Origin of the sequence: Psychrobacillus sp. FSL H8-0483 (genome assembly GCF_038637725.1) — a bacterium.
Lineage (GTDB): Bacteria > Bacillota > Bacilli > Bacillales_A > Planococcaceae > Psychrobacillus.
Genome location: NZ_CP152052.1, coordinates 2,176,856 through 2,203,361 on the forward strand (window position 1 = coordinate 2,176,856; position 26,506 = coordinate 2,203,361).

Consider the following 26,506-nt stretch of genomic DNA (forward strand, 5'->3'; position numbering starts at 1 on the left):
CTCCTAATTACTCGCTAAATTCAGCTTTCCATTCGTCTTTGATGTCGAGTCCTATGGTAGATGCTGTGTTTTTATTCATGATCAATTTTAATTTTTGTGGAATTTGAACTGGCAAATCAGCTGGTTTACTTTCACCTTTTAAGATTTTAACTGCCATTTGTCCAGCTTCGTAACCAATATCAAAATACTCAAATCCGTATGCTGCTAAGCCACCTCGTTTGACAGAGTCAAATTCGCCTACCATCATTGGAATTTTATTTTCGTTTGCGACTGAAATAACAGATTCAAGTGCGGAAACAACCGTGTTATCTGTAATGATGTACATAGAATCAACTTTACCTAGCAATGATTCAGTCGCTTGTTTTACATCTGCAGAAGTAGCAACAGACGCTTCCACAACAGTCATATCCATCCCTTTCAACATTTCTTTTACTGCATCTACTTGAGCTCGTGAATTTTGCTCTCCAGAGTTAAATACCATTCCAACATTTTTCGCTCCTAATTCATCTTTCAGGAACTTCATTGTATTAGAAATTGCATCTGGATGTGCATCAATTGTACCTGTTACATTGCCTCCCGGTTTTTCCATTGAGTCAACCAGTTCCGCTCCAACTGCATCTGTTACGGAAGTGAAAACGATTGGAATTTCTGATGTAGCACTAGCTGCTGCCTGAGCACTAGGAGTTGAGTTAGCAAATATTAGATCCACTTTTTCACTCACAAGATTTGTCGCAATTGTCGTATTGGCACTGTTATCCCCTTGTGCAATTTGAACTTCATATTCTGCATCAATCCCTGCATCCTCTAAAGCCTTTTTAAAGCCGTCGTATGCTGCATTGAGTGATGGGTGCTCTACTATTTGGGTTACACCTATTTTATATTTTTTCGAGGATGCTTCCTTATCTCCTCCATCACCACCACATGCTGCAAGTACTAATGTTGTACTGAAAATAACAGCCATCATTTTTTTCCATCTGTTCTTCATTTCATTTCCCCCTCTTTAAGCTGTTTTATTTAGTAGTTATTTGAACCCAATACACGATACATTTACTACTAACTTAATAATAATCAGTTCAAATCATTTAGAATGTTCTGATTATTAATTGTTTATTATACATTTTCTTTCACTAGTTTGATAGAGTTATTTTATTAGATTTTAATATAATCAGCCTTATTAACAGTGGTAGAGTGAATGGATTGACCGATTAACCCCTCTACCACTTCAAGTAGCGCTTCATTAAATGCTGGATGTGCATAGTGGGGGAATTTAACGTCTTCTTCTTTTGCGGCCATTTCTAGCAACTGGACAAAGGAGCCTGACATTTCAACAGCCCCTTCACCAATCATATGAATCCCATGTATTATCTCTGTTGTTGAATCCGAAATAACTTTAATTAACCCATCCTTTTTACCAGTAATGGCTGCATAACCGTTGGTACCAAGAGCAAATTGACTGACACGAATAGCCAATCCATAATCCCGTGCACTTTGTTCCGTGAGCCCCACAGAAACGACTGGAGGAATCGTATGAGCAACAACTGGTATAAATGTAGGGTCTACTTCTGTTTGTTCTCCTGCAATGGATGCTACGGCAGCTTTTCCTTGTTTGATGGCTTTAACTGCGAGCATTGGACCTTCCGTTACATCACCTATTGCATAGATGGTAGGTATCGATGAACGCATATTTACGTCTATCTTTATAAAGCCCTCATTTGTTTGCGCAATTCCGAAACGACTTATTCCTAGAGAATCTAAGTTGGGTGTCCTTGTTCCGGAAATGAATAGATGGGATCCACTTATTGATTCTTCTACTTTATTATCTGTAAGGAAAGATATCGTAATGCCATCTTTTGTCTCGTCAAAGGAGATTAATTCCATTTCTTTATACACTTTAATTTTTCGTTTTTTAAATAAGCGACTTAACTCTTTATTAATGGATTCATCGAAAGGAAAGGCAGCTTTGTAATCTAAAACCACACTGACTTGTGTCCCTAATGCCGCAAAACTGGAAGCCACTTCAAGGGCAATGTAATCTTGACCTCTTACAATAAGGTGGTCCGGTAACTGATCCAATTTAAATAATTCATGCGGAAATAAAATTCTTTCCCCTTTGTCTTTAAAAGGAGCTGGCATGCTCGGGGAACTTCCTGTTGCGATAATAACTTGCTCAAATTCAAAAATATCGAATTGATGACCATTTTCTACACCAATTTTGTCTATAGCGAGGAAAGTAGCTTTCCCACGTATTATTTCAATTTTGTTTGATTTACATAAACTTTCTACACCAGACCGAAGCTGATGGATGACTTTAGACTTATAATCACTTAGCTTTTTCATATCGAATAGGTTATCTGAATTTCCAATTCCAAGATCTTGTAAATGAGCGCTTTCTGAGCGTTTAGCTGCTGCATGTGTAAATATTTTAGAAGGAATACATCCTTCATTCAAACAAACACCACCCATATGAGCCTGTTCAATGATTGTGACCGAAAGACCAAGCTGTGCAGCCCGTATCGCAGCACTGTAACCTCCTGGCCCTCCTCCAATAATAATTAGATTTCGTTCCTGACTGATTTCCCCAACAACCATTTTATATCATCTCCATCATCAGTTTGTGAGGCTGTTCAATCAGGCTCGCAAAGCGGTTTGTAAATTTAACAGCCGTTGCGCCATCCGCAACACGGTGGTCAAATGCCATGGAAAGTGTCATGATATGGCCGATAACGATTTCATCAAATTTATTAACGATGGGTTGTTTTTTCGTTTTGTGAAAAGCAATAAGGGCCGTTTCTGGATAGTTGATAATTGGCGTTGCACCAGTACTACCTAATGGCCCAACATTACTCACCGTAAATGTACTATTTTGCATTTCATACGGTTGTAATTTACCAGCGATTGCTCTTTCTGTTAGTCCTTTGACTTCCTGATTAATCTGTTTAATTGATTTCTTATCGACATCATGGAGTACAGGGACAATAAGTCCACTTTCTGTGTTTGTGGCAATGCCTATATGATAATTCTTCTTGAGGAGTATCCGACTATTTTCTTCATCCAACTCAGCATTGAAAATCGGAAAATCCTTCAATGAAATAACAAGTGCTTTTATAAGAAAAGCTGGAATACTGACTGATTCACCAGCATTTTTCAACTGCTCCTTCATTTCAAAAAGGTTTGTCATATTAACTTCATCGAAATGCGTGACATGAGGAATGGTATAGAGAGATTTCTTCATCTTTTCTGCAATCTTTTTGCGTATCCCTCTATATGGGATTTCATCTGGTATTTCTTCAACAACAACATCTTGCTTCACACTCTTCACAGTAGCCTCGTTCGTTTGCAATCCATTTATAAATCGGAAAACATCTTCTTCTGTTACTCTTCCAGAAGGGTCAGTCGGCTTTACATCCTCCAAATTTATGTTGTTGTCGCGCGCAATTTTCCGTGTATATGGTGCAGCGAGTACTCGATTATAAGAAATGGGTTGAGCTTTTGCGTCCCTATTCATCTCAGGAATCGCTTTCTTCTCCATATTTTGTTGCGAATTTACTTGGTCTTTTTGTTCAGTTCGAGCAACTTCAGCTGCTTCAATGTAGAGTAGACTTGTTCCGACCTTGACGGTTTCACCTACTTCAATTCGAATTTCTTTCACGAAACCTGAGCAGGGCGAAGTAAGTTCAGCGACCATTTTGTCCGTTTGTACTTCGACAAGCGGCTGATCCGTCCTAACCGAATCTCCAACTTTAACTAAGTAATGGATCACTTCCCCTTCCGTCATTCCTTCCCCGATATCATGTAACTTTACTTCGAACATTCCATTTCCTCCTTAAAAATGAACCACTTTTTCTATTCCTTCAACCACGCGCGCTGGTGTTGGGAGATAATGTTCTTCTAATGTAAAGAATGGAACCGGTACGTCAAATCCGGTAACTCGTTCTATTGGAGCTCGTAGATAAAGAAAAGATGTATCGTTAATAATCGACACAATATCGTTTCCCAGCCCCCCCGTATTATGCGCTTCATGTATGATGACTGCTCTCGTTGTCTTTTGCACGGACTCCGCTATCATGTCACGATCAATTGGATACAATGTTCGCAGATCGATAATTTCACAACTAATCCCCTTTTTCTCCACTTGTTCTGCTGCTTTTTCTGCGATTGAAATCATAGCACCCCAAGCAATAAGCGTGACATCCGTTCCTTCACGTACTATTTTTCCTTTACCAATTTCCACAGTATATTTTCCAACAGGAACTGCTTCTTTCTTGGCACGATAGTTTTTCATGGGCTCCAAAACGAGCACCGGATCTGGATCTTCCATTGCTGCTATCAATAATCCTTTTGCATCGTATGGATTAGAAGGACAAACAACCTTGATGCCTGGCATATGTGTAAATAAGATTTCTGTACTGTCAGAATGTATTTCAGGCGCACGAATTCCTGCTCCGTATGGTGCACGGATAACCATAGGCACTGTAAAACGCGACATTGACCGCATTCGAATACGGGAGACATGCGTCATAATCTGTTCGTATGCGGGATAGATAAAACCGAGAAATTGAATTTCTGCAACCGGTCTAAAACCATTAACTGCAAGACCAATGGACGTACCGATAATTCCTGCTTCTGAAAGCGGTGTATCGACTACTCGGTCATCACCAAACGCTTCCTGGAGTCCTTCTGTTGCACGGAACACGCCTCCATTTTTACCGATATCTTCTCCGAGTATGATGGTTCGCTCATCCTCTTCTAGCATCAAATGCATAGCCTCATTGATTGCTTGAATTAGCGTGAGCTGTTTTGTCGTTTCATTTTTTTGACTTACCTCTTTCATTTGTGCCATTAATCACTGCCTCCCCAAATAGTCAAGGTATGCTTCTTTTTGATCAGCAAGTTGAGCTGGCATTTCAGCGTATACATGATCGAAAACGTCTTCTACGTTTGGCGGTGGAAACTTTTCCATTTCTTCCACAGCCGCTTCTACTTCACTACTTGTTCTTTCTTTCGTAGCTTGAATCCAATCTTCATTCCAGTAGCCGTAATTTTTCATAAACAATTCTAATCGTATAAGAGGATCAACTATATCCTCCCCTTGTTTTTCTGGACGATATTTCGAGGGATCATCCGCAGTCGTATGGGCACCCTTGCGCCAAGTAACTGCTTCTATTAAGGTCGGGCCATTTCCACTTCTTGCATGCTCAAAAGCATTTTTCGTTTCAAAATAAACGGCAAAACAATCATTCCCATCGATCCGGACCCCTGGAATACCATAAGCAACAGATTTTTGTGCAATCGTTGCAGAATTCATTTGTTTTTCAATCGGAACTGAAATCGCATACCCATTATTTTGGTTAAAGAAGACGACTGGCACTTTCAATACACTCGCAAAATTCAACCCTTCATGAAAATCCCCTTCTGAAGTGGCACCGTCCCCGAAATAAGCAATGGCAATGTTTTGTGTTCCTTTTTTCTTTTCAGCCCAGGCAGCTCCTGCGGCATGGGGGAGTTGAGTTGCAATTGGAACAGCTGGAGGGAAAATATTCCTATTTCCAGGAGCTACACAACCTTCCACTCTGCCGTTCCAGTATAAAAATGTTCGCATCATACTTTTTCCGAATGTTATGGTCGCACCATGATCGCGATAAGTTGGAAAAACCCAGTCAGCAGGATTTAATGCAAGTGAACTACCAACTTGAGCTGCTTCCTGCCCTTCAAGAGGTGCATACGTTCCTAAACGTCCTTGTCGCTGCAAGTTAATCGCTTTTCTATCAAATGTACGTATTCTTAACATGTGGTAATAAAGGTCTTTAACCAATTGTTCATCTATCTGTTTTTCCAAGCTCTCATCAACAAGAAAGCCTTGATTGTCTATGATTCTTTTTAAAGGATAGAGATGTTCCATTTAACTTGCCTCCTATCAGGATTGTTTGCGAATGGACCACTTTGGTTTCAGAGGTACTGAGTAAAAACTATTGCGTTTCCCTCGATTTGCTATTCTTTTCTCACACATCGCATTCGCCGATTCCTCCGTTGTTTTTCCACTACTCACTGCTTCTTTGTACACTTCCAAAACCGCTTCGTATATATGTTTCGTTTTGGCAAGTACACGTTCCGCATTAAAGCCATATAATTCATCTGCCACTTGAATGAGACCACCAGCATTCACGATATAGTCCGGTGCATATAAAATTCCATTATCCTGCAATATCTTTCCGTGCCTAGCATCTAATAACTGATTGTTAGCTGCACCAACGATTGCTTTAACTTTAAACAGAGGAATTGTCGTGTCGTTAATAACCCCTCCAAATGCACACGGAACGAAAATATCCGCTTTTTGCGAATAAATAGCTTCTTTTGTTACCCGTTGAACTGTGCCTGATGTTTTTACTGCTACTTCTTCGATTGCTCGCAAACTTTCCTCACTAATATCCGTTACGTAAATATGAGCACCCGCTTCCAGCAATCCAACTGCAACTTTAAATCCAACCTTTCCGAGACCTTGAATGGAATAAACACGTGAACCTAATGCATCATTACCATAGAGCATCTGATTGGTTGCTCTAATTCCATTCAGAACTCCTGCAGCCGTAGGTATAGATGAATCCCCACCACCTCCATAAGCTTCTGGAAGACCATTGATGAAGTTCGTTTCTTTCATTGCGTGAATGAAATCATCCATCGTCGTTCCCATATCTGTTCCTGTATAAAAACGGCCACCTAGTGAGTTAACAAATTGACCGAATGCACGAAATAATTCTGGCGATTTGTCCGTTTTAGGATCACCGATTATAACTGCTTTTCCACCCCCGAAATCAACATCAGCGGCGGCGCATTTATATGTCATTCCTTTTGAAAGGCGAAGAACATCCTCTAACGCTTCTTCCACACTGCTATATGGTTGCATACGACATCCACCGAGTGCTGGTCCAAGCGTTGTATCATGGATGGCAATAATTGCACGTAACCCTGTTGAAGGGTCATTACAAAAAACGACTTGTTCATGCTCACTCATTTGTTCAAATAGTTCAAATTCCTTTGTCATAGACATTCTCTCAGCTAGCATATAAAGATTTTCCCCCTTCGGCTCTACCTTACATTATCTCTTTTTTGGATGAAGCTTCTTTCAGTCTCATCGCAATTTTTTCCTTTGGTAATATGACTTGTGTCACTTCACCTATTCCGATAATCCCCAAGTGATTTTCTGCGGTGACTTTTGTTATAACTCTGTTGTCGCGAAGTTCTATTAAGATTGCAGTTAAGATAACAGTACATCCAAGTGGTGCTGCGGCAAGATGCTTCAGCTGCACGGATGCACCCATTCCTTCTTCATGGTCTTCCAAAAATGGAAGAATGATTTTTCGAGAAACCCATTCCATATGATAGGTCATTGCAACTGTTGAATAGACCGGATGTACGACTACTCCCTCAAATGATGCAAACATATCCTCTGTCACAGTTATCTCTATCTTTTCTTGTCTACCTACGCTCAATCCACGTTTCATTAAGTATCACCTACTTCATGTATATTTTAAGTAACTCAACTGAATGCCTAAAATGAATAAAGAATAAAAGGCTAACTTGGAAGCGCTTACAAACAAACGATTAATTTATAACTATATTAGTAAGTATTCACTTACAATTAGTCTACGAAAATCTTTTATTATAACCGTTAATTTACAATTATCATATATGATATAGTATATGATTTCAAGTACTTATCTGAATTTTTATTATAATCTGAATTATATTAAAATAACATTTGCAACCATACCCCTTTTAGTAAAATCTGATATTTTAGAAAACTGTTATTGCAATCATATATTAATTGATATACAATCTGCTTACTATGAAAAATAATATGAATAAACGCCAATATGCTTATAAAGTGATTCGCACAAGAATTGTAGACGGTACTTATTCCCCTGGCCAAAGGATAATAATTAATCAAATCGCAAAGGAGGTCGGCTCTAGTCATATACCAGTTAGAGAAGCCATCCATCAATTAGAGTCCGATCAACTAATTGAATTTAAACCAAATGTCGGAGCAATTGTTCGAGGTATTGATAACGAACTTTACATGGAAACGATGCATGTTTTAGCTTTATTAGAAGGTCATGCAACGGCACTTAGTGCCCCGCATATTACATCAAATGGAATAAAGACATTGGAAAACATTAATAACGAAATGAAAGAGATGCTTGAAAACTATGAACTGGAAAAATTGGGAACCTTAAATAGAGAATTTCACTTCCAAATCTATTCTTATTGTCCGAACAATTTACTAAAAAAAAATATTCAAGAAACATGGAATCGGTTAGATATTGTTAGACAGGCAGGTTTCACTTTCTATCCCAAGCGTACACCACAATCAATCGAGGAACACTACACGCTCATTAAACTTTTGAAAGACCACGCAGATAGTTCGGAAATCGAAGAATATGCACGTAAACACAAACTAATTACACTTGAAGCATTTAAAGAGCGAAATTAATCTATCTCAAGACCAACGCCGCACCTAGGATTAGGTCGGCGTTTTTTTAGAGGGCACCGAAAAAGTGGTATTCTAATAAACTTCCTAATAAATATCCGCTAATTGGATTTTGCACGGCTCTGTTCGCTTTCCGTGGGCGAGCGCCGAGCCTCCTCGGGCCAACACGATGTTGGTCATGAAGGCGTTGCCTCAGGACGAGGTGCAAGCGCCCTTAGCCTTCCTTCCTCTTTAGCGCTTCGTGCGGGGTCTCCGGCTGTCTCGCTTTCCCACAGGAGTCTCACGCCGCCGAGCTAAATCCGAGTTTTTCAGTGCCCACGAATTTAACGGAGCCTTTTTGAGAAAAATTAGTTGTTTTGTATTTTTCTAAATTCCCTCACAGAGTTGTTCAATTGATCTTCTGCTACTTCCATCATACTATCAAGTAGATCTTTTACAGTCGGTATGTCTTCAATTAATCCTGAAATTTGCCCACTATTGATAAAGCCATTTTCCATATCTCCTTCGATCGCACCTTTAACATGTTGTTTTTCTGAAGTCATCTCATTGTATTGTTCTATTGTCATTCCCGATTTCTCTAAATCAGTTAACCTCCCAGCATAGGGTGTCTTTAATATACGCCTCAATTTGCCTAAGCTACGTCCTATAAGCAATGTATCTGTATCACTTGCTCTGACAAGATTTTGTTTGTATGTGTCATGGAATGGTGCTTCTTTAGTCGCAATTAAACGGGTACCAATCTGTACACCACATGCGCCTAACATTAGTGCAGCTGCCAACCCTTTGCCATCACCAATTCCCCCCGCTGCTATTACCGGGACTTTTACATGTTTCACAATTTGTGGTATTAGTGTGAATGTCGTCAGCTCCAGAGTAGAATTAATGCCAGCAGCTTCAAATCCTTCTGCCACTAGAATATCCGCTCCAGCTGCTTCCGCTTTCTGAGCATGCTTTACTGATGCGACAAGCGCTATAACAGTAACACCATGTTCATGCAGTTTAGGAATATATGGCGCAGGATTACCTGCTGATAACGAAACAATGGAAACGTTATGCTTTATAACAAGATCAATCAATTCATTCGCAAAAGGTGATACACTAATTGCAATGTTCATCGCAAAATGTTTATCAGTTAGTTCTTTTGTTTGAATTATTATCTTCTCTACTTCATTAGGCGTCATTGTTCCGCACCCTATTGTGCCAAGACCCCCAGCTTCTGATACAGCCGCAGTGAGCTGTGCATTGCTAATATTGCCCATTCCACCTTGAATAATTGGATATTTAATTTGTAGCTTTTCACAAACATATATCATTTTTTATCCACCCCTATTAAAATATGTTATACTATTAGTAGTAGAATGACAATTAGGAATAGTCTAAAAACGGAGGAAAAATTAATGATTATTACTTATAAAGGGAAAACACCCGAGCTGGAACCATCAGTATTTGTTGCTCCCGGTGCTAAAATTATTGGGGAGGTCCAAGTTGGAGAAGAATCCACCATTTGGTTTAATGCAGTTCTGCGTGGAGATGAGGGATCGATTACGATTGGAAAAAGATGTAGCATTCAAGACAATTCGACTATTCATTTATTTGAGGATGCTCCAGTTGTAATAGAAGATGAAGTTACGGTTGGTCACAATGTGATCCTGCATGGTTGTAAAGTTGGGAAACGCTCCATTATTGGAATGGGCTCAACCATTCTAGATCATGCTGAAATTGGGGAAGAGTGTATTATCGGTGCTAACACGTTAATTCCACCTGGAAAGAAAATCCCTCCTCGTTCACTTGTCGTCGGTTCACCGGGTAAAGTAGTAAGGGAACTAACTGACAAGGATCTGGAACTTATCCAGTTATCCATTGATACGTATGTTCAAAAAGGTTACGATTATCGTGAAATTTTTCAAAACAATGATAAAAGATAACAACTGGTAACCTGCTCTATTTTCTTTGATAAAATTCAGAAAAAGAACCCAAATTCCTCAATGGAATTGGGTTCTATAATAATTTATATATTAATGAGCTTACTGGATAAAAATATAATTCTTAGCAAAAATTTTATACAAACTAAACTCAAATTGGATCCCAATACACTTCAACTCACAGTGAATCAAGCTATAGTTACACCAATTAGTTTTTTTTCAGTGTTCTAAAGCTTCCTTGATATGTATTTTAAGTGCAGGTGCCAGCGTTTTGGAATATGCAGTTGTAATATGGTTGTTGTCACGATATACAATTACATTTCCAATAACAGGGTAGCAGGTATCATCGTCACAGAAATACTCCGATAAATCAGCAAAAGTCACATTACTTGGTATTCCATCCGTGTTCTCCCATGGTGGAGTTTCCGATAGGGCTTCATTTCTAGGCATGGAACAATTATAAAGATTTTCTTCTTGGTCCACGCACATAGGGATGTCCCCTAACATCCTTGGATTATCACGAACTGCCAATATTTCAGTAATTCCTTCAAGCTTCTTCCACTGACTTAGGTATCCAACCGGTATGGTATCACCTGAATTGACATTTGCTGTTGTAAATACTAAATCAGGTGGATTCGATATTAATATGTCTATTAAATTTTCATTCCACTCCATGCAAGCGTCTGTCATTACTCCGTTAAAATCATCATCCGTAAAACGGCAACCATCATGATTGTATACATCTAACTTTATTTTCAGCTCTTTGGACATTTCTTCTAGAGCTGGAAACCAATGACCTGAGTGAGAACCGCCAACTAACGCGATCGTGTAATCTGGATCCTCTGTTTCTCCGAAAGAACATGTTACTACAGTACTTTTCTCAGTGACACAACCTGGATATCCATAGAATGCTGGTAGGTCCTCTTTCACATGAGCGGTCGAAGGAATTGGCTCTATACCTGTGGGAGGTACAATATGATCAGAAATAGAACGTGCTCCTGGATATTCCGCTATATTATACTCTTCATTTGGATTATCTTTCGTCTCACCCATATACACTCCCCAAGAAATACTGACAATAAGCACAGGAAGCAGGAAGCTTAACAAAACAGTAGTAAGTTTGATTTTCGATTGTTTAATATTAATTTTCCGCACTGGTGTTTCGATGATTTTAGTAGAGAGAATAGATAAAACAAATGTCATGAGTAAAATAGCAATCCCACCTTGAAGAGATACGCTGTCAGTACCCATGTAAGCATAGTACAAAATCAGTAGTGGCCAGTGCCACAAATAAAACCCATAAGAAAAACTACCGAAAAATATAAATGGTTTTAAACTTAACAACTTGTCTACTCCAAATCGGCTACTATTCTCAGCAGCAAGTAGCACTAACATCACGCCAGTAGTTGGCAATAACGCTGCATACCCTGGAAAAACAGTAGACACAGGTAAAATAATACCAGTAAAGCATATAATCGCTAATCCTACCCATCCAATTACAAAACTTACGGACTTTTTGAATGATAAATAAGGGATCAATAATGCCAAAATTCCGCCTAAGCTGAACTCCCAAATTCGAGCAAATGTATCGAAATACGCCCAAGGCTGATTGACAGATGTTATGTATACAGAATAGCTAATAGAAACAGTAAAAATGGTGACTAAGACAGCCAATAGAGTCTTTCGGAAATTCATTTTTAGAAACTTTCGCGAAATGAAATATGCTAGTAAAACAATGAAGGGCCATATAACAAAAATTTGTCCTTGTATAGAATTAGACCAGTAATGCTGAAACGGACTTGCTTCATTATGTTTAGCTAGGTAATCAATTGAGTTGATTGACAACTGCCAATTCTCGAAGTAAAAGGTAGAAGAAAAAATTTCAGAAATGATTTGCTTCCACTGCACTTGAGGTATAAACAGAATAGATAATAAAGATGTAATCAAAATGACAGTAAAGGCAAGTGGTAATAATCTTCTAGCCAATCCTAAGAAATACTCTACAAGGTTTATACTTCCTAATTTTTCCATTTTTATTAATAAGGAAGTAGTAATTAAGAACCCTGATATGATGAAAAAGACATCCACCCCACCGGAAACTTTTCCTAACCAAATATGATAAATTGCTACTAAAAGTGTTGCGATAGTTCTTAAACCTTCAATTTCAGGCCTATACCTCGTGATTGGGCCTTTTAAATCTGACATTCTATCATCTCCAATATAAAAATCACTTAGATTTATCTCGTTGTTTCTCTTGGTTGCTTTCTAAGTAATTTAATTCCCATAAGCATGGATGTGGATAGGAGTTATACAGTAGATTAGCTTCAAATAATAAGTTTTTACAAAATAGTATTCTGTCCAATAATTAACTATAAAAAAATCATTGCACACTGTCAATAAACTATTAATTTTAAGTAATAAAATTATTAAAATCTTCTCTTTTCTTATTGAATTATCACTAAATTATCAATTACCTTCCTTTACATAAGATTATTTTACTAAAAATAAAAAAAGCACTGCTTTACGCAATGCTAATTTGTACTTTAATATAAATGTTTAATTTAGTTTGATAACGATATTATTTTCAATTTAATATCACTCAACGGAACAAGTTGCTTATATGAAGAATCCTCGCCTTAGTCTTTAAGAAGCGGATGATCACCAGCATTATATCCTTTGTCTTTTCTACGCATATCATTATCTTCTTGGAATATGTCCTCGAAAAAACAGCTTGCTGATGGTGCGAGCAATTTATAGTATTGCTCGAATAAAAGAGCGGCATGGTTCCCACTCCATATTTCTGGTAGCAGTTCTTTCGGTAGCCCAGGATCCATAAAAAGAAACTTGCGATATTCATGAACGAGGTTTGTCCTTTCCACAAAACACTCTGCATCTGTCATTTGACCATCGTTTATCAAGCTTTGATGGATAATAAATTGATTGCTATAAGTCGAAATAAATTCTTTATATTTTCCTTCTATCTCTTGAAGCGGCCAGCTTTTTTCAACAAGAGCTCTGTTTGTCTGCGGTCCCTTATACTCGGATACGAAGAAATCAACGTAAGTTTGAATGTCATATTTTTTTATAAGAAATTCTACTTCTTTTTCAAGATTGTTCGGTGAAATCCAGCACCCATTTGAAGAACTGCCGAATCCGCTCCATAATAGCTCTTTTCGTAGTTCATCCCGAACTTGCCTTTTTTCTTCCGGAATCGTATACATAAGCATCCGCCATTTCCCGTCCCAATCGTTCGGCTTCAATTTAAATATCCGAATTGCAGCTTCTTCCATCCGAGCTTCACCACGTGTCGTCAGAAAGTAATAGCTCTTATTACCTTTCTTCTCGGAATCGAGCCAACCTTGTTTCATCATCCTTGAAATGGATACCCGAACCGACTGTTCATGGTGGCCAAATTCTTTCAATAATCGGATCAAACTACCAATCCATATTTTGTTGCCGTAATGGCGGATGTAATCACCGTATATGGTAAATATCATAGATTGTGTATTCGACATATAAACTCACTCTTTCTTTTTTCCCCTAATTACCAATATAACACGTTTCTATCCTTCTTTCATTAATTTGTTATAGGAATTAACTTTGACTTCTTATTTTCCTAAGAAGATCGGTTTTCTTTTCTCACCGAATGCTTGAAGCGCTTCTACTCGATCCACGGTTGGAATTGTTAATTCATATGCCTTGGATTCGATTGCGAGACCCGTCTGCAAGTCCGTATTCATTCCTTGGGTGATTGCATATTTTGCTTGTTTAATCGCCACTGGACCATTTGCCATCATTTCATTGGCCAATTGTTCACATGCCGCAAGAAGATTTTCTTTTTGTACGACTTTCAACACGACCCCAAGTTGAACTCCTTCTTCCGCTGTGAATTTCCTTGCAGTAAAAATAAGCTCTTTTGCTTTCATTTCTCCAACTAGTCTAGGAAGTCGTTGTGTTCCTCCAGCTCCAGGGATAATAGCCCAGCTCGTTTCTGTTAAGCCCATTTTCACCCCTTCAGCTGCAATGGAAAAATCACACGCAATCATTAATTCAAAGCCTCCACCAAATGCATAGCCATTCACTGCAGCAATCGTCGGCTGTGGTAGATTTGCAATGCTGTTGAACACATCCCTAATCGCTTTCACATTCCTCCGAACTTCTGTTTCATTCAATGCTTTCCTTTCTTTCAAATCAGCTCCTGCACTAAATGATTTATCACCTGCACCTGTAAAAATAACCGCTTTCAATTCCGGATCAAGTGAAATCGCATCTACCACTTCTTGAAGCTGATGCAATGTTTCGTAGTTAAAACAGTTCAATGCTTCTTCACGATTAATAGTCACGTAAGCAATCCCGTCTTCTTTTTTTAGTAAAATGGTCTTCACTATAACATCTCCTTTTGAAATGGCACTGATAAATTAAACTGTTGATTTCTTTTTGTGATCAAAATCCGCGAGACTCCTGTGGAAAAACGGGCTGCCAAGACCGCAGAGCGGGCTTATAGGAACAAATCCTAAGTTCGCCACATCCAATGGAAGGCAATCTAAGTTCGCCGCGTCCTGCGGCAACGATTGCATGACCCACATCCTGTGGGCCTCAACGGATTCGTGACCAACCTCCTCTTACCCCGAGGAGGCTTGGCAGTTCCTCCACGGAAAGCGAGCGGATTTTCGGCACGTAACAACTCTAACTTTTAACATAGCTTTTAATTAAAAAACTGCACCAATCAAAAGACAGCCTTATTCAACTACATATTCTATATTTTCAAAAATTGCTGCAATTCCTTGACCTACCCCGATACACATGGTTGCCAAGCCAAATTGAACGTTTCTTTTCTTCATTTCATATAAAAGTGTCGTAACGATTCGGGCACCACTCGCACCTAAAGGATGTCCAAGCGCTATTGCTCCACCATTGACGTTTACGAGATCAGGGTCAAGATCTAACTGACGAATGCATTCCAATGATTGTGATGCAAAAGCTTCATTCAATTCAACGAGTCCAAGATCATTTGAAGTCAGTCCTGCACGTTTTAATGCTTTTTGTGAAGCAAAAATAGGACCTAGACCCATAACAGCCGGTTCTAGTCCCGCAGTTGCGCCGATAACATATTTCGCTAATGGCTTTAGATTCAGTTCCTTCGCTTTTTCAGCACTCATTAGAAGTAAAGCAGCTGCACCATCATTGACGCCCGAAGCATTGCCAGCTGTTACGGTCCCACCTGCAAATATAGGTTGTAGCTTCCCCAGTTTCTCAAGTGTTGTATCTGGACGCGGATGTTCATCTCGATCTACAATCTTTTCATTGCCTCTATGGTCCTTATAAACAACCGGAACAGTTTCTTCCGCAAAACGGTTTTCTTCCATTGCTTTTTTTGCACGTTGCTGGCTTTCAAATGCAAATAAATCCTGGTCTTCACGTGGTATACGGCACCGCTGCGCAACGTTTTCGGCTGTTTGCGGCATCGTATCTACTCCGTACATTTCTTTCAGCTTTTTATTTGTAAAGCGCCAGCCGATTGTAGTGTCCTGCAGTTCCATATTACCTCGTGGAAATTCTTTATCTGGCTTTGCCATGACAAACGGAGCTCGCGTCATGCTTTCTGTGCCACCTGCGATGTAAATATCCCCCTCGCCCACTGCAATTGCTCTAGCAGCATACATAATAGCGTCCAAACCCGAACCACAAAGACGATTAATAGTCGTACCGCTCACTTCAACAGGTAGACCCGCTAACAAGCCGGACATTCGCGCAACGTTACGATTATCTTCCCCCGCTTGATTTGCATTTCCAAATACAACTTCTTCTATTTTCTCTATGGGAAGGTTTGGATTTCGATCAACGAGTGCTTTAATAACGATAGCTCCCAAATCATCCGGGCGCACGTCTTTTAATGCACCATTGTATCTCCCAATAGGTGTACGGACAGCATCTACAATGACCACTTCTCTCATTCTGTCACCAGCTCTTCCTCTTTTGTATAGTCATATATCCCTTTACCGCTCTTTCGTCCAAGGCGCCCCGCTTTAACATATTGCTCCAGTAGAGGTGCCGGGCGATACTTCTCTCCAAGCTTTTCGTGTAAATAGTTCAAGTTATTTAAACGTGTATCAAGGCCGACGAGATCTACCAGTTCAAACGGACCCATTGGGTAATTTAATCCTAGCTTTATCGCTTTATCAATTTCTTCTGGTGTGCCTAAACCTTCTTGGAGCATGTAGAAAGCTTCGTTGCCAACAAGTGCGCTAATTCGGCTCGTGACGAATCCTGGAAATTCATTAATGACAACCGTTTCTTTTCCCATCTTGATAGCAACTTCTCTAATCGTTTCTGCCGTTTCATTGCTCGTTTCTAATCCCCGAACAATTTCGACAAGCGGCATTTTATGTACAGGATTAAAAAAGTGCATCGCAATTGTTTTTTCTGGACGTTTTGCGAACGAAGCAATTTCTGTTGGGCTCATCGTTGATGTATTGGTTGCAAAATAACAATGAGAAGGAGCATGCTCTTCCATCGTTTCAAACACCATCTTTTTAATCGCAGTCTTTTCAGGTACTGCCTCAATAATTAAGTCAGCTATACCTGCAGCTTTTGCAAGGTCGCTTTCATAACTTAAATTCCTACGTGCTTGTTCAGCTTGATCAGATGAAATCTTCCCACGGACAAGACTCTTTTCAAAAATTTGATCAATTTCTTCCTTCGCATTCTGTAATGTAGAATAATTATTGTCGACAACTGTCACTACATATCCCCCAACTGCCCCTACATAAGCAATCCCTCTTCCCATTACACCTGAACCTACGATAACAATTCGGTTTATCATCGTTCTACTCCTCCTTTGGTAATGAATGAAGACGGACAGGGTTTTTAAGATCCCTGTCCGTAATCCCGCTTTATTTTTACAGTCCGAACGGATTTATCGGGCGACTGCCATAGTATGATAAAATGCTTTTCGTTTCGGAATAGAGGTCAAGTGTTTCGATGCATAGCTCTCGTCCGAATCCGGATTGCTTATACCCACCAAACGGTGTTCCTGGAAATGCTGAAAATGGACAGTTGACCATGACAATTCCTGCTTGGATCTGATTTGCAACGCGTGTAGCACGTGCTCCGTCTTTTGACCAAACAGCGGAACCTAATCCGAACTCTGTATCGTTCGCAACTCGGATTGCTTCTTTTTCATCTTTAAATTTCATCACAACGACAACTGGGCCAAAAATTTCTTCTTTCACAACTGTCATATCGTGATGAACGTTTGCAATAATAGTAGGCTCATACCAGAAACCATTTTCGTATCCTTCTGGTTTCGCAACATTACCACCAACAAGAATTTCTGCTCCTTCTTTGCGAGCAGATTCGACATACCCATCGATTGTATCTAGTTGACCTTGGTCGATAATTGCACCGACATGTGTTCCTTTATCGAATGGATTTCCTAGCTGTAGTTTTTTCGTTTTTTCTACAAACTTGCTCATGAATTCATCATAAATGTCTTCATGAATGTATAATCGAGACCGAGCTTCACATGATTGACCTGAGTTATAGAAAATACCAAACAAAGAACCATCTACTGCTGCGTCAATATCTGCATCTTCAAATACAATACTAGGAGATTTTCCACCTAGCTCCAGCGTGACACGCTTTAACGTTTGAGATGCTTTGCCCATGATGTCTTTCCCGATTGGAGTAGAACCAGTAAAAGCTACTTTATCAACTAGCGGATGCTCCACTAATAAATTTCCTATTTCAGCACCTGAACCAGGAATAACATTTACCACGCCAGCAGGAACACCTGCTTCCAAGCAAATTTCCCCTAGAATAATAGCAGTTAAGGGAGTAAGTGATGCCGGTTTCACAATGACCGAACAACCAACCGCAATAGCAGGTGCCACTTTCCAAGAAGCCATCATGAGTGGGTAGTTCCACGGAATGATTTGCGCGCAAACCCCTACTGGCTCTTTCTCTGTATAGTTGTGAAATTGACCTGGGACATTGTTTACTGTTCCTCTATGTCCAACAATTGCTCCAGCATAAAACTCAAAGTCTTCAATTGCTTGTGAAACTTGACCTTGTGCTGCATGAAGAGATTTACCTGTATCGAGAATTTCCAATTCAACAAGTTCTTTAAAACGAGCGCGCATGATTGCAGCAATTTTGTTCAAGACCTGTGCACGGCGACCAACCGGATACAATTTCCATTTACCGTTATCAAATGCATATCGAGCTGCGGAAACAGCATTTTCAGCATCTTCTTTTGACGCTTTAGCCACTTCTGCTACAAGTTCACCTGTTGCTGGATTGTATGTTTTAATTGTTTCCCCTGTGCTGCTTTTTACTTTTTCTCCATTAATAATTAAATGGTAAAAGTCACGTTTCATCGCTTCTTGCTCGATTTCATTTTCCCCAATTATTGTCATGTGCTCTACTCTCCCTATTGTCCTGAAAAAACAGGTTTTCTTTTTTCCATAAATGCAAGGACACCCTCGCGGTGATCATTTGTTAAACTTGCAATTCGCTGACCTTGTGCTTCATGTTCCAGATAATCTTCGAAAGAAAGATCTGTAATTGCCTTCAACGAGCGTTTGGTTAACCCTATAGCTTTTGTTGGCAAAGTAGCAAGACGTTCTGCAAAAGCGGTAACATCTTGTTCCCATGTATCCAATGAAATGAGTCGGTTCGCTAGACCCATTTCTACTGCATCTGTAGCCGGTACTTTTTCCCCAAGAATAGATAGCTCCACAGCTTTAGACTGACCAACTAACTGAGTCAAATAATAAAGATTACCTGAATCCGGAATGAGGCCGACATGGATGAAAGCATTCAAAAAACTGGCACGTTCCGAAACAAGTCTGAAGTCACAAGCAAGCGCTAAGCTGAATCCTGCTCCGGCAGCTACCCCATTTACCGCTGCGACAATGGGTTTTTCACATAGTCTAATTTGCTTAATCATCGGTCCATAGTGATCTCTTAATACTTGACCTAGATCCATATTTTCATCCACTTCTGCTAAATCCTGTCCGGAACAAAATGCCCTTCCTTCACCTGTAATGACAATGCAACGAACTTGGTCATCAAAAGTTGCTGCTTTAATTGCCTCTTTCACTTCCCGGTTCATTTGTGCGATAAATGCATTTAATTTATCAGGTCTATTTAAATACAGCCAAGCAATGCCATCTTTGACGTGATATCGAATCGTTTCAAACATGTAATTACCTCCCTACTTTCCTTGATAATTCGGTTTTCTTTTTTCAACAAATGCATTCATGCCTTCTTTCTGATCTTGGGAAGCGAAAAGTAGGTAAAAGTTTTTTCGTTCATATTGCATTCCTTCATATAAAGGATAATCTACTGCTTTGTTAACCGAATCCTTAATGAGGCGCAAGGATAGAGGAGGCTGTTTTGCAAGACGCTCTGCATATTTCATCGTTTCCTCCATTACTAATTCAGGCGCAACGATTTTGTTGATGATTCCGTGTTTAAGAGCCGTTTCCGCAGAAATTCGCTCACCTGTCCAAAGCCATTCGAGAGCTTTCGTACGACCAACAAGTTTCGTCAGCCGTTGTGTTCCTCCTGCACCTGGCATGACACCAAGGCCAACTTCTGGAAATGAAAACTCCGTACCGCTTGCAGCGATTAATAAATCACAGCTTAAAGCAAGCTCGAAGCCCCCTCCAAAAACAAACCCATTTACTGCACCGATTATCGGTTTTTTCATGAGTGCAAAACGGTCCCAATCAGCAAATTGATTCAGCACTTCTAAGCTAATTGGATGATCATTCATCATTTCATCAATATCAGCGCCTGCTGAAAATGCACGTCCTTTACCGGCAAGTACAATCACTCGGACGTTTTCATCTCGGTCAAATCCTTCCATCGCAACGACGATTTCACTGACCATTTTTCGATTCAATGAATTTAACTGGCGAGGACGATTCAGTTCAATAACTGCAACATTTCCAGTTAGGAAAGTTTCAATGAATTCGAAACTGTTCATTATGCTTCCTCACCGATCATTAATGTCACAAGATCACCTGCAAATCCCATTAAATCCTTGCCAGAAGCTCTCCCTTCAGGTGAACGTAAGCCTTCCTGCAATGCTTCTAAATTGTCATAATGCATCTCACACGTGAGATAGTATTTTCCCTCTCCACCCATCGGAGATCCAGTCACTTTGGTCACTTTCATTTCTCGAAGTCCCGGAATTTTTGCTGTAAGTGGTGCATGCACGTTGAAATAATGGTGATCAAAAGCCTCTTTATTTTCAGGGTGTTTGTATAATGCGATTAATTTAGCCATTTCTCTTCTCCTCACTTTTACATTAATGTTGAAACAGGTTTCATTGCTTCGAAGACATTTTTACAACTCTTGCAGTACAAAATACTTCTGCACGCTGTCGGTCCAAAAATATTTTCCATTGATACAAAGGTAGATCCGCAATAGGCACAATCCACATGCCAAGAGCCGTCCCCTTCAAAATGACGGGGTGGAGGTGCTATTCCAAACTTGCGTAGATTCACATGTCCTTGTTCCGTTATTCGGTCTGATGTCCAAGGTGGATGAAAGACGAATTCGACTTCGACATCTTTTACTTCCGGTAGTTCTTTTACAGCATTGATCGTATTCGATTTGATAATTTCGAGAGCTGGACACCCTAAAAAAGTAGGAAGTAAAACAACTTTTACGTTATTTCCTTGTGTAGTAACTTCTCCAACCATACCAAGGTCGATAATGCTGATGGAATCAATTTCAGGGTCATTTACATGTTTAAGTACTTCCCATACACGATCGGTAGATACTTCTATAGATGCAGTCATTTAGGTCCCCTCATTTCGGTTTCGGATTACCAGCCTGCTACTGGATCAAGCTTGTAAACTTCGGAAAGTGTGAGTAATGCATCATCCAAGTCTTTTGTATGATCGCCGTTTCTGCCGTTTTTTGTAGGTTGATCTGGAATCTCCGGTACTTCCATTTGAAGAGCAACAAACAATGGCTTAAGACTTGCTTTCCATTTTTCTTTCAATATTTCTTCACTTTCTATTAATCTACTATTCTCAATTATTTGTTTTTCTTTGCCATAAGAGAATACATCACCAAAATCAGTCATCACGAGCTTGATTGCATCATGCATTTTCTTTTTCGCTACATCCGTAGAGCTTAATAATTGTTTAAACCATATTTCCCAGTGCAACCTATGATAATAAAGTTCCATTCTTACTTTTACTGCCGTTTCTGCAATAGGGCTATACGAGCTTTCACATAACGAATCCATTTTTACTTTTTTCGCCTGTGTGTAAAAGTAACTTCTTACAACTTGATAAGCCCAATCATATTCGGGTGTCTCCATATAATAGCCTTCACCGTTTACTCGCTCCGTCAATATGCTATTTTTTCTGTCTTTAGCCAGACGCAAATGCGCAAGGTCATCTGCACTTCCCACCCCTAAATCTTCTAGGAGTTTGTAATACATAGCTGCGTGCCCCATGCTGTCTTGGCTAATGGAAGAAGAAGCAACGTCTTCCTCAATATGAGGAGCAAGCCCGAGCCATTCAGATCCTCGGTAGGCGTATAAAAAATCATCATCCGCCAATTGGAGTAACAAGCTAGTTAGTGCTTCCTTATACTCTGGACTCATGACCGTATCTTTTTCGCTCATTTGCGTTCTCCTCCCCATGACAGAATCTCTTTTTCATCCAAAATTTGCTGCTCGTATTGACGCCATTTTTTCTTTAAGTAACCGTAGCCTTTTGTCGTTCGGTAGTCTTTGTTGTCCAGTCTGCCAAGTGTCATTTTCTCTTCGACATCCATCTTTCGAATATTCTTTCGATTCACAATCCAAATATCAGCAACCGGTTCGCGACGCATGAAATTTTCCTGCGCTAAAATTAAGGCCATATCTTCATTTGGAGCTAATAAGCTGAACTGGTGTTGGAATGCAGAGCTTGGCGTTCGCTTGCTAAAAATTTCATATTCTTGATAAAATGTTTTGTTTTCAGCCATTATCCTTACTCCCTCCTTTAGTTGACCGTTGCAGCTAATGCGTCACGCACCCAAGCGTTATTTTCGTAAGAAGATCGGCGTAAATTTAAGCGAGCAAGTGAACGTGGACCCCCGTTTTTAATGATTTTCTTAAATTCATTCCAATCAGGTTGTTTATATGACCATTGTTTACTTTCTTCATCTAAGTGGAGAGTTGGGTCCGGAATTGTCAGTCCGAGTGATAAAATACGCGGAATGTATTTGTCAAAAAAGATTTGTCTAAATTCTTCGTTTGTTTTCGTTCGAATTTTATATTTAATCGTCAAGTCTTGTTTCGATGAACCCGTCGTTTCTTTGCTCGCTGGTCCAAAAAACATGAGAAGGGCTTCCCACCAACGATTGAGTGATTCCTGTATCATTGCTTTTTGCTCATCTGTTCCTTCTGCTAACGCCATGATGATCGATTCGCCATGTTGTGCATGGAACACTTCTTCCGCACAAATGCGCTGCAGTGCTCTTGCGTAAGGACCGTATGAAGCACCAAGCATATTTGATTGCGTAATAATAGCTGCACCATCCACAAGCCAACCTATGATTCCTGCATCCGCCCATGTTCTCGTTTCCATATGGAAAACATTATGAAATTTCAAATCGCCATTGAAAAGGTCTTGCATTAAATCCCCGCGATTTTTCCCATACGGTTGAAGTAAGTCTTCCGTAACGCGTAGAAGCAACTGACCATGACCCATTTCATCCTGCACCTTTGCCATAATGCCAAGTTTCCTATTTAGAGAAGGAGCTTTTGGCACCCATTCTTTCTCTGGCAATGCACCCATTATTTCACTTATCCCGTGCATGGAGATTAATCTTATCAATGTCAGTCTGTATTCCTCCGGCATCCAATCATCCGCTTCAATTTTGTCACCAGCTTCAATACGCTGCATGAAATGAGCCATTCGTTGATCTTCTTCCGTATTGTGTAAATTATTCATATCTAACCCCCCAATATCTAATTTATGCATTGCCGGCATTGCACATAACAATTAATTAACGTTATAAAATGATACCGTTATATAAAAAGCGAGTTAATTCTGATAACTACGATACATAACTCTTAAACTATTTCTTTTATAATTGGCTCGTTTGCCATTTTTATAGAGTCCGTAGGGCATCCATGATACGCATCTTCTAAATCGTCCCGAAAATCTTCCGGCACTTCCGCCGTCCCTTTATTTCCATCAAGTATTGCATACGCAAGGCCTTCATCATCATAATCAAAGATGTCTGGTGCACTTGCACCACAAGCTCCACATGCAATACACGTTTCCTGATCAACGGTTGTAAATACAGGCATAAAGTACACCCTTTCTTATTTTTATTAGGCTCTGTTAAACGATTTATGTTAACGAAAATTAAGTCACTTTCCGCGGACGAAATGCCAAGCCTCCTCGGAGCACCGTCTAGGGTTCTAGGCTGCCTGTTTTTCCACAGGAGTCTCGCGGATTTTCATCACAAAATTTAATCTTCTAAAAACAACAACCTATTTAACAGAGCCATTTATCAAGCTTTTTCACTAGGCTGCTTCACCGTTTTATCCATAACGCTTGTGCTATGTAGCGGCTGAACTTTTGATGTCGGGTCAATATACACTTTTGCATTGCTAATCGCTGTTGGTGCTTCGCCAAAACCGCTCGCAATTAACTTCACTTTTCCTTCATATGTGCATATATCACCAGCAGCGTATATGCCTGGAATACTAGTTTCCATTTTGGAATTAACGATAATACTGTTTTTATCCAAATGAAATCCCCAATTTTTGATCGGACCTAGTGAAGACACGAAACCATAATTGACAATGACATCGTCAACGTCAATGACCTTTGTTTCATCGCCTTTCACTTCTTTAAGCACGACTTGTGTAATTTTTTCTTCTCCGATAAATTCAGATGGAACAAATGGAGTCAAAACAGTGACAGAAGAATTCATCAACTTTTCCACTGTATGTTCATGTGCTCGGAATTTATCGCGGCGATGCACGAGCGATACTTTCTCTGCAATTTGTTCCAGCATAAGAGCCCAGTCTACTGCAGAATCTCCTCCCCCGAATAGCTGTACTTTTTTCCCCGCAAACTGTTGTAAATCATTGATAAAGTAATGCAAGTTGGTTTTTTCGAATTTTGAAGAATCTGCTAGGTCCAGCTTCTTTGGTTGAAATGCGCCATTTCCCGCAGTAATAATAATTGTTTTAGTAAAATGTGTCTCTTTGTTCGTCGTTAGTTTAAAAGAATTGTCTGCCTGTTTTTCTATCTCTACCACCGCTTCATTCAAACAAACTGTTTGTTCAAATTGGCCCATTTGTTCCATTAATCTCTCGATGAGTTGTTGCGCTGTTATTTTTGGAAATCCCGCAACATCGTAAATATACTTTTCCGGATATAATGCGGACAATTGTCCTCCCAGCTGTGGAAGGCTTTCGATAATTTTACAAGACATATTTCGAAGGCCAGCATAAAATGCTGTGAATATGCCGACCGGTCCTCCACCAATAATAGTTACGTCAAAAATTTCCTCACTTTGGGACAAATTTTATTCCTCCTTCTGAATGGACTCATACACCAATTACATTTTTATCTCTGTAATCTACAACCCGAATCGCTTTTCCTTCTGATCGTGGAATCGTTTTAGGACTATTGATAACGACATCCATCGATACTAAACAAGTCGTTTTCAACAAACGTTGAATATTAATTTTCAGTTGAATTATCTGCGAATCGTTCAAATCTCCTGCAATCGTTTCGTGTAACATACTGTCAATTTCGACATGTAGCTCTGCCATATCCATTGCATCTTTTCTTAATAAATGAATTTGATAATGAGGCACCAACTTGTCTTCTCCAGCCTGTAGAAGAACTCGTTCAACTTCCGATGGGAATACATTTACACCTCGAATAATTAGCATGTCATCTGTGCGACCTTTTACTCTCGACATTCTCGTTGAGGTCCTGCCACATTTACACTTCTCTCGTGTGATGGATGAGATATCGCCCGTGCGATAACGAATAATTGGAAGTGCCTTCTTTGTTAAACTCGTAAAAACTAGTTCGCCTTCTTCCCCTTCAGCAACCGGTTCAAGTGTTTCAGGATTAATTACTTCAATAAAGAAATGATCTTCATGCACGTGTAAGCCATTTTGTGCTTCGTGACATTCAATGGAAACACCTGGTCCAATGATTTCACTCAATCCATAAATATCGATTGCTTTTAAATTGAACGTTTCCTCAAGCTTCGTCCGCATTTCTTCGGACCAAGGCTCTGCTCCAAAAATTCCATACTCCATGGACGATTGCTTTGGATCAATACCTATTTCCTTCATTTTTTCTGCTATGTTCAACATGTAAGAAGGCGTTCCACATATTCCTCTTGGTTTAAAATCTTCAATCAATGAAATCTGTCTTTCTGTGTTTCCTCCTGACATTGGAACAACTGCAGCTCCAAGCACTTCCGCACCATAATGAAGGCCAATTCCCCCTGTAAACAAACCGTAGCCATATGCGTTATGAAAAATATCCGATTTTTTGCCACCTGCAGCCACAATCGAACGTGCTACAACTTCAGCCCACATTTCTATGTCGTTTGCTGTATATCCAACAACTGTCGGTTTGCCGCTCGTACCGGATGATGCATGAATTCGAACAATTTCTTCTTGAGGTACCGCGAATAAACCGAATGGATACTGATCGCGTAAGTCTTGTTTTTTGGTGAATGGTAATTTCGATAGATCACCTAAACTTTGTATATCGTCTGGAGTAATCCCTAGTTCCACGAATTTAGTGCGATAGAATTCAACATGCTCATAAACATTTCGAACGGTATCTTGTATACGTTCAAGTTGTAGACTCTCCATATCTTCGCGTTTCATCGTTTCCATTAATGGATTATACAAACATCATTCCTCCTACGTTTACTTTATCTTTATTTCATATATTGTATTCAAATTTTTCGTATAACATTTTATGAACGGTTGTAACTTAATTCGTAATATGTTTATAGATTAATATTTCAAAAAGAATAAGTCAACAAAAATTCAGAAAATTTTAAAATTAATTAAGCTATATACACTAGC

26 protein-coding genes are annotated in these 26,506 nt (G+C 39.6%); 2 read left to right on the plus strand and 24 right to left on the minus strand.

The features are described from left to right. Positions 1-7 precede the first annotated feature (7 nt). The 7 genes from MHB48_RS10420 to MHB48_RS10450 all read right to left on the minus strand — a co-directional run bounded on the left by MHB48_RS10420 (position 8) and on the right by MHB48_RS10450 (position 7,499). On the minus strand, positions 8-985 hold the full coding sequence (locus MHB48_RS10420) for an ABC transporter substrate-binding protein (RefSeq protein ID WP_342598031.1): 978 nt from the start codon (positions 983-985) through the stop codon (positions 8-10). A 164-nt stretch (positions 986-1,149) separates the two neighbouring features. Next, positions 1,150-2,589: an FAD-dependent oxidoreductase gene (locus MHB48_RS10425; protein WP_342598032.1), complete on the minus strand. Its 1,440-nt coding sequence runs from the start codon at positions 2,587-2,589 to the stop codon at positions 1,150-1,152. A gap of 1 nt (position 2,590) precedes the next feature. Then, positions 2,591-3,811, minus strand: a complete 1,221-nt coding sequence (locus MHB48_RS10430) for a dihydrolipoamide acetyltransferase family protein (protein WP_342598033.1) — start codon at positions 3,809-3,811, stop codon at positions 2,591-2,593. A gap of 12 nt (positions 3,812-3,823) precedes the next feature. Beyond that, positions 3,824-4,831 carry an alpha-ketoacid dehydrogenase subunit beta gene (locus tag MHB48_RS10435; protein WP_342601352.1) on the minus strand — a complete coding sequence of 336 codons (1,008 nt, stop codon included), beginning with the start codon at positions 4,829-4,831 and terminating at the stop codon, positions 3,824-3,826. A gap of 12 nt (positions 4,832-4,843) precedes the next feature. Then, a complete protein-coding gene (gene pdhA / locus MHB48_RS10440) occupies positions 4,844-5,899 on the minus strand; it encodes a pyruvate dehydrogenase (acetyl-transferring) E1 component subunit alpha (protein WP_342598034.1) in 1,056 nt (351 codons plus the stop codon). 15 nt (positions 5,900-5,914) lie between these two features. Beyond that, entirely contained in the window at positions 5,915-7,060 is a 1,146-nt protein-coding gene (locus MHB48_RS10445; RefSeq protein ID WP_342598035.1) for a Glu/Leu/Phe/Val dehydrogenase, read from the minus strand. Positions 7,061-7,088: 28 nt separating this feature from the next. Further along, on the minus strand, positions 7,089-7,499 hold the full coding sequence (locus MHB48_RS10450; protein ID WP_342598036.1) for a thioesterase: 411 nt from the start codon (positions 7,497-7,499) through the stop codon (positions 7,089-7,091). A 356-nt stretch (positions 7,500-7,855) separates the two neighbouring features. On the opposite strand from MHB48_RS10450, the gene MHB48_RS10455 reads away from it, so the two are divergent. After that, positions 7,856-8,488: a GntR family transcriptional regulator gene (locus tag MHB48_RS10455; protein ID WP_342598037.1), complete on the plus strand. Its 633-nt coding sequence runs from the start codon at positions 7,856-7,858 to the stop codon at positions 8,486-8,488. Between the two features lie 344 nt (positions 8,489-8,832). Here the strand turns inward: MHB48_RS10455 and MHB48_RS10460 are convergent, their stop codons facing one another. Next, positions 8,833-9,798, minus strand: a complete 966-nt coding sequence (locus tag MHB48_RS10460) for a DUF561 domain-containing protein (RefSeq protein WP_342598038.1) — start codon at positions 9,796-9,798, stop codon at positions 8,833-8,835. 84 nt (positions 9,799-9,882) lie between these two features. Between MHB48_RS10460 and MHB48_RS10465 the strand changes: the two genes are divergently transcribed. Beyond that, complete coding sequence (locus MHB48_RS10465; RefSeq protein ID WP_342598039.1) at positions 9,883-10,410, plus strand: gamma carbonic anhydrase family protein; 528 nt, start codon at positions 9,883-9,885, stop codon at positions 10,408-10,410. 216 nt (positions 10,411-10,626) lie between these two features. Here MHB48_RS10465 and MHB48_RS10470 read toward each other — a convergent pair whose 3' ends face one another. The 16 genes from MHB48_RS10470 to MHB48_RS10545 form a co-directional block, all read right to left on the minus strand. After that, positions 10,627-12,612 (minus strand): acyltransferase family protein, encoded by a 1,986-nt coding sequence (locus MHB48_RS10470; RefSeq protein ID WP_342598040.1) that lies wholly within the window; start codon positions 12,610-12,612, stop codon positions 10,627-10,629. 431 nt (positions 12,613-13,043) lie between these two features. Beyond that, positions 13,044-13,922, minus strand: a complete 879-nt coding sequence (gene paaX / locus MHB48_RS10475; protein WP_342598041.1) for a phenylacetic acid degradation operon negative regulatory protein PaaX — start codon at positions 13,920-13,922, stop codon at positions 13,044-13,046. A 93-nt stretch (positions 13,923-14,015) separates the two neighbouring features. Beyond that, complete coding sequence (locus MHB48_RS10480; RefSeq protein WP_342598042.1) at positions 14,016-14,792, minus strand: enoyl-CoA hydratase-related protein; 777 nt, start codon at positions 14,790-14,792, stop codon at positions 14,016-14,018. Between the two features lie 354 nt (positions 14,793-15,146). Beyond that, positions 15,147-16,361 (minus strand): acetyl-CoA C-acyltransferase, encoded by a 1,215-nt coding sequence (locus tag MHB48_RS10485; protein ID WP_342598043.1) that lies wholly within the window; start codon positions 16,359-16,361, stop codon positions 15,147-15,149. After that, the gene (locus tag MHB48_RS10490) at positions 16,358-17,230 is read right to left on the minus strand and encodes a 3-hydroxyacyl-CoA dehydrogenase (RefSeq protein WP_342598044.1); all 873 of its coding nucleotides are present in this window, start codon (positions 17,228-17,230) and stop codon (positions 16,358-16,360) included. The genes MHB48_RS10485 and MHB48_RS10490 overlap by 4 nt, the downstream gene beginning before the upstream one ends. A 76-nt stretch (positions 17,231-17,306) precedes the next feature. Further along, positions 17,307-18,824 carry an aldehyde dehydrogenase family protein gene (locus tag MHB48_RS10495; protein ID WP_342598045.1) on the minus strand — a complete coding sequence of 506 codons (1,518 nt, stop codon included), beginning with the start codon at positions 18,822-18,824 and terminating at the stop codon, positions 17,307-17,309. A gap of 14 nt (positions 18,825-18,838) precedes the next feature. Continuing rightward, complete coding sequence (locus tag MHB48_RS10500) at positions 18,839-19,612, minus strand: enoyl-CoA hydratase-related protein (RefSeq protein ID WP_342598046.1); 774 nt, start codon at positions 19,610-19,612, stop codon at positions 18,839-18,841. 12 nt (positions 19,613-19,624) lie between these two features. After that, positions 19,625-20,401 carry an enoyl-CoA hydratase-related protein gene (locus tag MHB48_RS10505; protein ID WP_342598047.1) on the minus strand — a complete coding sequence of 259 codons (777 nt, stop codon included), beginning with the start codon at positions 20,399-20,401 and terminating at the stop codon, positions 19,625-19,627. Then, positions 20,401-20,703 carry an EthD family reductase gene (locus tag MHB48_RS10510; RefSeq protein ID WP_340920948.1) on the minus strand — a complete coding sequence of 101 codons (303 nt, stop codon included), beginning with the start codon at positions 20,701-20,703 and terminating at the stop codon, positions 20,401-20,403. Before MHB48_RS10510 ends, MHB48_RS10505 begins: the two co-directional genes overlap by 1 nt. 17 nt (positions 20,704-20,720) lie before the next feature. Further along, entirely contained in the window at positions 20,721-21,221 is a 501-nt protein-coding gene (paaD, locus tag MHB48_RS10515) for a 1,2-phenylacetyl-CoA epoxidase subunit PaaD (protein WP_342598048.1), read from the minus strand. 26 nt (positions 21,222-21,247) lie between these two features. Beyond that, on the minus strand, positions 21,248-22,060 hold the full coding sequence (gene paaC, locus MHB48_RS10520; RefSeq protein WP_342598049.1) for a 1,2-phenylacetyl-CoA epoxidase subunit PaaC: 813 nt from the start codon (positions 22,058-22,060) through the stop codon (positions 21,248-21,250). Beyond that, entirely contained in the window at positions 22,057-22,404 is a 348-nt protein-coding gene (gene paaB, locus MHB48_RS10525) for a 1,2-phenylacetyl-CoA epoxidase subunit PaaB (protein WP_340920955.1), read from the minus strand. The genes paaC and paaB overlap by 4 nt, the downstream gene beginning before the upstream one ends. A 17-nt stretch (positions 22,405-22,421) precedes the next feature. Further along, positions 22,422-23,375, minus strand: coding sequence for a 1,2-phenylacetyl-CoA epoxidase subunit PaaA (gene paaA / locus MHB48_RS10530; protein ID WP_342598050.1), 954 nt, complete (start codon positions 23,373-23,375; stop codon positions 22,422-22,424). Between the two features lie 122 nt (positions 23,376-23,497). Continuing rightward, a complete protein-coding gene (locus MHB48_RS10535; protein ID WP_342598051.1) occupies positions 23,498-23,737 on the minus strand; it encodes a ferredoxin in 240 nt (79 codons plus the stop codon). Between the two features lie 206 nt (positions 23,738-23,943). Further along, positions 23,944-24,966, minus strand: a complete 1,023-nt coding sequence (locus MHB48_RS10540; RefSeq protein ID WP_342598052.1) for an NAD(P)/FAD-dependent oxidoreductase — start codon at positions 24,964-24,966, stop codon at positions 23,944-23,946. Positions 24,967-24,991: 25 nt separating this feature from the next. Further along, positions 24,992-26,311, minus strand: a complete 1,320-nt coding sequence (locus MHB48_RS10545) for an AMP-binding protein (protein ID WP_342601353.1) — start codon at positions 26,309-26,311, stop codon at positions 24,992-24,994. Positions 26,312-26,506 lie beyond the last annotated feature (195 nt).